At 72.3% G+C, this 7,422-nt stretch carries 8 protein-coding genes; 7 read left to right on the top strand and 1 reads right to left on the bottom strand.

Annotation, left to right across the window (positions count from 1 at the left end; genetic code table 11):
- The first annotated feature begins 39 nt into the window (after nucleotides 1–39).
- From J1M38_RS00820 to J1M38_RS00840, 6 genes are all read left to right on the top strand, one after another.
- Nucleotides 40–1,248 (top strand): 4-hydroxybenzoate 3-monooxygenase, encoded by a 1,209-nt coding sequence (locus J1M38_RS00820; protein ID WP_036316631.1) that lies wholly within the window; start codon nucleotides 40–42, stop codon nucleotides 1,246–1,248.
- A gap of 39 nt (nucleotides 1,249–1,287) precedes the next feature.
- Nucleotides 1,288–2,103: a protocatechuate 3,4-dioxygenase subunit beta gene (gene pcaH, locus J1M38_RS00825; RefSeq protein ID WP_044658773.1), complete on the top strand. Its 816-nt coding sequence runs from the start codon at nucleotides 1,288–1,290 to the stop codon at nucleotides 2,101–2,103.
- A complete protein-coding gene (gene pcaG, locus J1M38_RS00830) occupies nucleotides 2,103–2,750 on the top strand; it encodes a protocatechuate 3,4-dioxygenase subunit alpha (RefSeq protein ID WP_020625037.1) in 648 nt (215 codons plus the stop codon). The genes pcaH and pcaG overlap by 1 nt, the downstream gene beginning before the upstream one ends.
- A 104-nt stretch (nucleotides 2,751–2,854) precedes the next feature.
- Nucleotides 2,855–3,124: a hypothetical protein gene (locus tag J1M38_RS11865; protein ID WP_237069073.1), complete on the top strand. Its 270-nt coding sequence runs from the start codon at nucleotides 2,855–2,857 to the stop codon at nucleotides 3,122–3,124.
- Nucleotides 3,125–3,174: 50 nt separating this feature from the next.
- Entirely contained in the window at nucleotides 3,175–4,296 is a 1,122-nt protein-coding gene (locus J1M38_RS00835; protein WP_237069072.1) for a lyase family protein, read from the top strand.
- A 174-nt stretch (nucleotides 4,297–4,470) separates the two neighbouring features.
- Entirely contained in the window at nucleotides 4,471–4,896 is a 426-nt protein-coding gene (locus J1M38_RS00840) for a carboxymuconolactone decarboxylase family protein (RefSeq protein ID WP_044658774.1), read from the top strand.
- 68 nt (nucleotides 4,897–4,964) lie between these two features.
- Here the strand turns inward: J1M38_RS00840 and J1M38_RS00845 are convergent, their stop codons facing one another.
- Nucleotides 4,965–5,591: a DUF4352 domain-containing protein gene (locus J1M38_RS00845; RefSeq protein ID WP_129867092.1), complete on the bottom strand. Its 627-nt coding sequence runs from the start codon at nucleotides 5,589–5,591 to the stop codon at nucleotides 4,965–4,967.
- Between the two features lie 83 nt (nucleotides 5,592–5,674).
- Here J1M38_RS00845 and J1M38_RS00850 point away from each other — a divergent pair, with 83 nt between their 5' ends.
- Entirely contained in the window at nucleotides 5,675–7,393 is a 1,719-nt protein-coding gene (locus J1M38_RS00850) for an NAD(P)-binding domain-containing protein (protein WP_197459296.1), read from the top strand.
- The last annotated feature ends 29 nt before the right edge of the window (nucleotides 7,394–7,422 follow it).

The following is a 7,422-nucleotide window of genomic DNA, read 5'->3' on the forward strand; positions in this document are numbered from 1 at the left end:
CGCCCGGCCCGACCGGTGACGTCCCCCGGAAAGGACGCCATGACCCAGCCCCCCGTGACCCGCACCCGCGTCGGCATCGTCGGCGGCGGGCCCGCCGGCCTGATGCTCTCCCACCTGCTCGCGCGGCAGGGGATCGACAACGTCGTCCTCGAGTCCCGTGACCCCGAGACCATCGCGCACACCCACCGCGCGGGCATCCTCGAGCAGCCCAGCGTGGAGATGCTGACGGACATGGGCGTCGACGGCCGGGTGAGGACGGTGGGCGACGAGCACCGCGGCATCATCCTGCGCTTCGACGGCGAGTCGCATGCCCTGGACTTCCCGGAGCTCGTGGGTGCCACGGTCACCCTGTACGCGCAGAACGAGGTCTTCGTCGACCTCGCCGCGGCGCGGCGGCGCGACGGCGGCGACGTCCGCTTCGAGACCGAGGTGCTCGAGGTGCTCGACGTCGACTCGGACACCCCCGGCGTCCGGTTCCGCTCCGTGGCCGCTGGCGAGGAGGGGCCGGTCGAGGAACTGCGCTGCGACATCCTCGTGGGCGCGGACGGCTCGCGTTCCACCGTCCGCAAGGCCCTCCAGCGCGACACCGAGGGCGAGGACCACTTCCACGCGTACCCCTTCGCCTGGTTCGGCATCCTCGCCGAGGCGCCCAAGTCCTCGCCTGAGCTGATCTACGCCCGCTCCGAGCATGGCTTCGGCCTGATCTCGCAGCGCTCGGAGACCGTGCAGCGCATGTACTTCCAGTGCGACCCCTCGACCCGCGTGGAGGACTGGTCCGACGACCGGATCTGGGACCGGCTGCAGCGCATCGTGGCCGGCCCGGACGGCTTCACCCTCAAGACCGGCCCCATCATCGACAAGACGGTGCTCGGCTTCCGCTCCTATGTGCGCACACCGCTGAGTCACCGCAACGTCTTCCTCGCCGGCGACGCCGGACACACCGTCCCGCCCACCGGGGCGAAGGGCCTGAACCTCGCCTTCGCGGACGTGCGCGTCCTGGCCGAGGCGCTCGAGTCGTGGGCCGCCACGGGCTCGCGCGACCTGCTCGACGCCTACTCGGAGACGGCGCTGACCCGCGTGTGGAAGGACCAGAACTTCTCCTACTGGATGACCACCATGCTCCACGCCCGCCCGGACGCCTCGGAGTTCGAGGACATGCGCGTGCGCGGTGAGCTCCGCAACGTGGTCCAGTCCCGTTACGGACGGCAGTTCCTCGCCGAGCAGTACACCGGCTGGCCCTCCGCCTGAGCCCGACCGATCCCCGACCCCGCAGAGAAAGGAGCCGACGTGAGCATCGCCGCCCAGGCCAAGGACGACGACACGTTCGACAGCGCCCACGTGCTCGATCCAGCCGCCACCCGCGACTCGCAGGGGCAGATCAGTGAAGAGATCGCGGCCGTCCATGCCCAGGCCCAGGGCGAGACCCAGCCGCGGCTCGACTTCCCGCCCTATCGCTCGTCGGTGTTCCGCCACCCCACCAAGTCGCTCGTGCACGCCGACCCCGAGACCGTGGAGCTGTGGTCCCCGGCCTTCGGCCACCGCGACGTGCACCCGCTCGAGGCGGACCTGACCGTCGGCCAGAACGGCGAGCCGATCGGCGAGCGCATCAAGGTGCGCGGCCGCGTGCTCGACGACGACGGCCGCCCCGTGCGCCACCAGCTGGTGGAGATCTGGCAGGCCAACGCGGCCGGCCGCTACGTGCACAAGCGGGACCAGCACCCCGCGCCGCTGGACCCGAACTTCACGGGCATCGGCCGCACACTGACCGGCGCGGACGGGACCTACGAGTTCACCACCATCAAGCCGGCCCCGTACCCGTGGAAGAACCACCGCAACGCGTGGCGCCCGGCGCACATCCACTTCTCCCTGTTCGGCACGGACTTCACGCAGCGCATGATCACCCAGATGTACTTCCCGGGCGATCCGCTGTTCCCGCTGGACCCGATCTACCAGGGCATCACGGACCAGGCCGCCCGCGACCGGCTCGTGGCCACCTACGACCACTCGGTGACCAGCCACGAGTGGAACACCGGCTACTGGTGGGACATCGTGCTCACGGGCAGCCACCGCACCTGGATGGAAGACGAGGAGGGCGATCACTGATGCGGATCGACGAGACCACCGAGCGCACCGCCGACGGGAGGCTGGTCCCCACCCCGGGCCAGACCATCGGCCCGTTCTTCGGCTACGCGAACGGCTACGAGCAGGTCCACCTGCCGTGGCGCGACGGCCACCAGCTGGTCCCCGCGGGCCGCGCGGACGCGATGCGCCTGTTCGGCACCGTCTACGACGGCAACGGCGATCCGATCCCGGACGCCATGATCGAGATCTGGCAGGCCGACGCCGAGGGCGTCATCTCGCAGGAGGACGGCTCCCTCGTCCAGGACGGCTTCACCTTCACCGGCTGGGGCCGCTGCGCCGTGGACAACGCGGGCCGCTACACCTTCTCCACCGTGGAGCCCGGCGTGGTGAACGAGGACCGCGCCCGGTTCATCCACGTCGTCGTGTTCGCCCGCGGCCTGCTGAACAAGCTGCACACCCGCGTGTACCTGCCCGAGGACGCCGAGGCGATCGTGCAGGACGCGTTCCTGACCTCCCTCGACGAGGACCGCCGTCGCACCCTGATCGGCACCCGGAACGACGACGGCTCGCTCGAGTTCGACATCTGGATCCAGGGCCCCGGGGAGCACGCACCGAAGGAGACCGTGTTCCTGCAGTTCCCCGGCATCGAGTACCCCGAGCTCGACTGACGCCGGCCTCGGCCGCAGGCCCGGCCCCTCCCACACGCGGGACGGGTCGGGCCTGACGCCGCCTCCGGAGCCCGATCCCACCCCTCCGACCCCAGGAGCCCGCCATGACCTCAGCCGCCGCCGACCTCGCCGCCGTCGCCGACGTCGGCCTCCTGGATCCGGCCTGGGCCGGCAGTCGGGCGGAGGCCGCCACCGCGGACCGCACCTTCCTGGGGCACCTGCTCGACGTCGAGGCGGCATGGGTGCGCGTGCTCGCCCGGCACGGGCTCGCCACGGAGGCGGAGGCGGCGGCCGCCGCGGCGGCGGGCGACCCGGACGCCTACGACCTCGCCGCGCTCGCCCGCGCGGCCCAGGGCGGCGGCACCCCCCCCTGATCCCGGCGCTGAAGGCGCTGCGCGCGCAGCTGCCGGCCGGCTCCCGCGCCGTGCACCTGGGCGCCACGAGCCAGGACGTCGTGGACTCCGCGCTGATGGTCATGGTGGGCCGGGTGGGCGCGATCCTGGCCGAGGACCTCGCCGCCGCGCAGGACGCGCTTGCGGAGCTGGCCCGCGCCCACCGCTCGACGCCGATGGTCGCCCGATCCCTCGCCCAGCACTCCCTGCCCTCCACCTTCGGGCTGCGCGCCGCGAACTGGCTCGACGGCCTCGGCCAGGCCGCGGATTGGCTCGCCGCCGCCGTCGCGGACCTGCCCGTCCAGTGGGGCGGCGCCGCCGGCACCCTGGCCTCCCTGTCCGGGCACGTCGACCGCGCGCACCGCGCGGGGACCCTCGGCCCCGAGGTCACCGCGTTCACCCTGGTCGAGGACCTCGCCGCCGAGCTGGGCCTCGCCGCCCCCGCCGGGCCCTGGGACACGAACCGCATGGCCGTCACGGGCGTGGCCGCGGCCCTGGCCGACGTCGTGGCCGCGTGCGGGAAGATCGCCAACGACGTGCTGACATCGGCGCGGATCGAGAACGGCGAGCTCGGTGAGCCGCTTGCGGCCGGCCGCGGCGGCTCCTCCGCGATGCCGCACAAGCAGAACCCCGTGCTCTCCGTGCTGATCCGCTCCGCCGCGCTGTCCGCCCCCGGGCTCGCGGCGCGGGTGTACACGGCGGCCGGCGCCGCGGACGACGAGCGCCCGGACGGGGCCTGGCACGCCGAGTGGCCCGCGCTGCGCCGCCTGCTGCGGGTGGCCGGCGGGACCGCGGCCCTGACCCGCGAGCTCGTCTCCGGCCTGCGCGTCCACGAGGACCGCATGCGGCGCAACCTGGAGCTCACCGGCCCGCTGCTCGTCTCCGAGCGGATCATGGCCGAGCTGGCTCCGGAGCTGGACGAGGCCTCCGGCGAGCCGGGCTCCGGGAAGCGGCTGATCCAGGACGTCGTGGACCGCTCCCTGGCGTGCGAGGGGAACTTCCGCGCCCTGCTGCGCGCGGCGGTCCCGGAGTCCGTTCCGGACGCCCGCCTCGACGACCTCCTCGACCCCGCCGCCTACACGGGGGAGGCCGAGGCCCTCGTGGACCGCCTCCTCGCCGCCCGCCGGGGCACGACGACGCCGCCCCGCACCTGAGACCATCTCCGTCAGAACCGGCCGCGCCCCTCGGGATGCGGCGCCGCCGCAGAGGAAGGACCGCCCATGAGCACCCCCCGTGTCACCACCACCCTCCTGAAGCCAGATGTTTATAAGAGCAGCCTCCCGCCCTGCCCCGCACGACGACGCCCCCACCACGAGGAGAGACTGCGCATGAGCGCCGAGCAGCCCATCGGGCACGACATGGACCGCACCTCCCAGGAGGTGCTCGACGCGGGCAGGGCCGTGCGCCGCGAGGTCCTGGGCGACGCCCACGTGGACCGCGCCGAGGCGAGGAAGGACGCCACCACCGAGGACTTCCAGAACCTGATCACCCGCTACGCATGGGGGACGATCTGGACGCGGCCCGGTCTGGACCGGCGGATGCGCTCAGCCGTGACCATCTCCGCCATGGTGGCCGGCGGCTACTGGGACGAGTGCGCCATGCACCCGCGCGCCGCCCTGCGCAACGGCCTGACCCGGGAGGAGATCCAGGAGATCCTCCTGCAGACCGCGGTCTACGCCTCCGTGCCGGCGGCGAACATCGCGTTCAAGCTCGCCCAGGAGGACGCCGACCTCGCCGAGGGCAGGCCGCTCTGAGCGCAACGTTCACAGCGCGCACGAGGCCCCATGCCCGGGAAGGACATGGGGCCTCGTCTGCGCGCTGATCAGTCGAGCTCGACGACCACCGGCTGATCGAGGGAGAGGCCGCCCCCGGAGACCTTGACCTGGGTGATCTCGGTCCCTGCCGGAACGTCGAACCACAGGTAGCCGCTGGCCACGTTGCCCGGGTTGGTCGGCTCGATGTTCATGCCGTTCTCGGTGCCGTAGATCGATGCGTCCGTGCTGTAGCTGTACTCGGCCCCGTCTGCGCTGACGAGCTTCACGCTGTCGGCGAAGAACGTCCGCTCCTCCTTGGCGTTGTTCTTCGCGCTGATCTGCACGGGCACGAACTCGCCCTGGGCCTCCGTGGAGAAGCCGGACGGGCCGACGCTCGCGACGGGCGTATCGACCGACTCAACGGTCGTGGCCCAGTCGCCCACGGTGAACTCCTGGCCGAGGCCGACCTTGGCTGCCTCGTCGCTGGAGCTGGTCTCGCCCTGGGAGGCGGCCTCTCCGCCCCCCTCCGAGGTGCTGTTCGAACCGCCGCCCATCATGGAGGCGAGGACGGCGATCACGATCAGGGCGAGCAGGCCGATCAGGGCGTACTTGAGACACCCCCCTTTCTTCTTCGCGGGGGGCTGCACGACATTGCCGTTGGCGTCGTAATACACAGGATTGCTCTTGCGGGCCACGATGCTCCTTCGGGAGGGCGCAGTGATGTCACATGCCGTTGTGGCCAACGGCTGCCATGCACGGCGCGTGAATTGAGTAATGAATGATGGGAGTATCGCATGCCGTAGAGGAAGCTGGGAGTACTCCCCGGAGCATCGCGTTCCAGCTGGCCCAGGAGGTCTTCGCCCGGCACGATGCCGACCTTGCCGACGCCGGGTCCGGCGTCGTGCTGGGCATGTGGGACCCGGCCGGCCTCCTCTACGGCCTCGGACTCATGGCCGTGGCGGCCGTGACCCTTGTCCGCCGCGCCCCGTTCGGCGGGTCGATCATGGTGCGGGTGGCCCGCTGCACTTGTGACCCTTCTGGCGGCCGTTCCACCCCGGAGAAGGGTCAGAACCGCAGTCGATTCGCGGGGGCCGGTGCTACGGTCGGGCCGAGCCGCCCCACCCCCACTCTCGGAAGGACACCCATGCGTGAGCGCGTCGCCCTGATCGGAGCCGGCCCGTCCGGCATGGCCCTGCTGAGGAGCCTCGCCCTGGCCGAGGACGCGGGGGCGGCGGTCCCGGAGGTCGTGGCGTTCGAGCGCCAGGACGACTGGGGCGGCCAGTGGAACCTGGACTGGCGCACCGGCGCGGACCGCCACGGCGAGCCCGTGCACTCCGCCATGTACCGGGACCTGTGGATCAACGGGCCCAAGGAGTGCATGGAGTACCCGGACTACCCGTTCGATGCGCATTTCGGCCGCGCCGTGTCCTCGTACCTCCCGCGGGAGGCCATGCGGGACTACATCGTGGGCCGGGTGGCCGAGGTGGCCGGGCGCATCCGCCCGCAGATCCGGTTCGCCACGGCCGTCCGCTGGGTGCAGCCGCTCGACGACGGCGGGTTCGGGGTGACCTCGGAGGACCTGGTCACGCGCGAGGCCGTCACCGAGCGGTTCGACCGCGTCGTGGTGGCCACCGGGCACTTCCACACCCCGCACCTGCCGTCCTGGCCCGGCGTGGAGACCTTCCCCGGGCAGGTCCAGCACGCCCACGACTACCGAAGCCCGGAGCCGTACACGGGCCGTCGCGTGCTCGTGGTGGGCTCCTCCTACTCCGGGCAGGACCTGGCCCTGCAGCTGCACCGCGCCGGCGCCGCCCACGTGACCACCGCCTACCGTGCCCGCCCGCAGGACATCGCGTGGCCGGCCGGCATGGACGAGGCCCCCGAGGTGCAGGGGTTCGACGGTGCGGAGGTCACCTTCGCGGACGGCTCCACCGCCGAGTACGACGCCGTGCTGCTGTGCACCGGCTACCGCCACCACTACCCCTTCCTGCCGGGCGAGCTGGCGCTGGCCGGCCCGAACCTGCTGGCCCCGTTCGGGCTGTGGAAGGGCGTGGTCTGGCACGCCGACCCGCGCGTGCTCTACCTGGGTGCCACCCAGCAGCTGTTCACCCTGACGCTCCTGGACGCGCAGGCCTTCTTCGCCCGCGACGTGCTGCTCGGCCGCGTCCCGGTGCCCGGCGATGAGGAGCGTCGGGCCGACATGGACGCCTGGTTCGAGCGGATGACGCGGATCGACGGGCCGCCGGCCGCGCTGGCCTACCAGGGCGCGTACATCCAGGACCTGTCCTCCCACACGGACTGCCCGGAGGTGGACGTCGAGGCGGTGGCCCGCACCTTCCTCGAGATGCGCGACGCCCGGATCGAGGACGTCCGGACGTTCCGCGACCGGCGGCACCGCTCGACCGTGACCGGCACGCTGGCCGCGGCGCACCCGGTGCCGTGGATGGACCGCCCGGACGACTCCCTCGAGGAGTACCTCCGCCGCTTCCCGGCCTGACCCCCCACCCCTGTCTCTTATACACATCT

Source organism: Micrococcus sp. KRD070 (assembly GCF_017168435.1).
Classification (GTDB): Bacteria; Actinomycetota; Actinomycetes; order Actinomycetales; family Micrococcaceae; genus Micrococcus; species Micrococcus luteus.

What these genes read in the sequence shown, in the direction of transcription:
- J1M38_RS00820 (WP_036316631.1), top strand. Translation starts at nt 40, where the DNA reads ATGACCCAGCCCCCCGTGACCCGCACCCGCGTCGGCATCGTCGGCGGC.
- pcaG (WP_020625037.1), top strand. Translation starts at nt 2,103, where the DNA reads ATGCGGATCGACGAGACCACCGAGCGCACCGCCGACGGGAGGCTGGTC.
- J1M38_RS11865 (WP_237069073.1), top strand. Translation starts at nt 2,855, where the DNA reads ATGACCTCAGCCGCCGCCGACCTCGCCGCCGTCGCCGACGTCGGCCTC.
- J1M38_RS00840 (WP_044658774.1), top strand. Translation starts at nt 4,471, where the DNA reads ATGAGCGCCGAGCAGCCCATCGGGCACGACATGGACCGCACCTCCCAG.
- J1M38_RS00850 (WP_197459296.1), top strand. Translation starts at nt 5,675, where the DNA reads ATGATGGGAGTATCGCATGCCGTAGAGGAAGCTGGGAGTACTCCCCGG.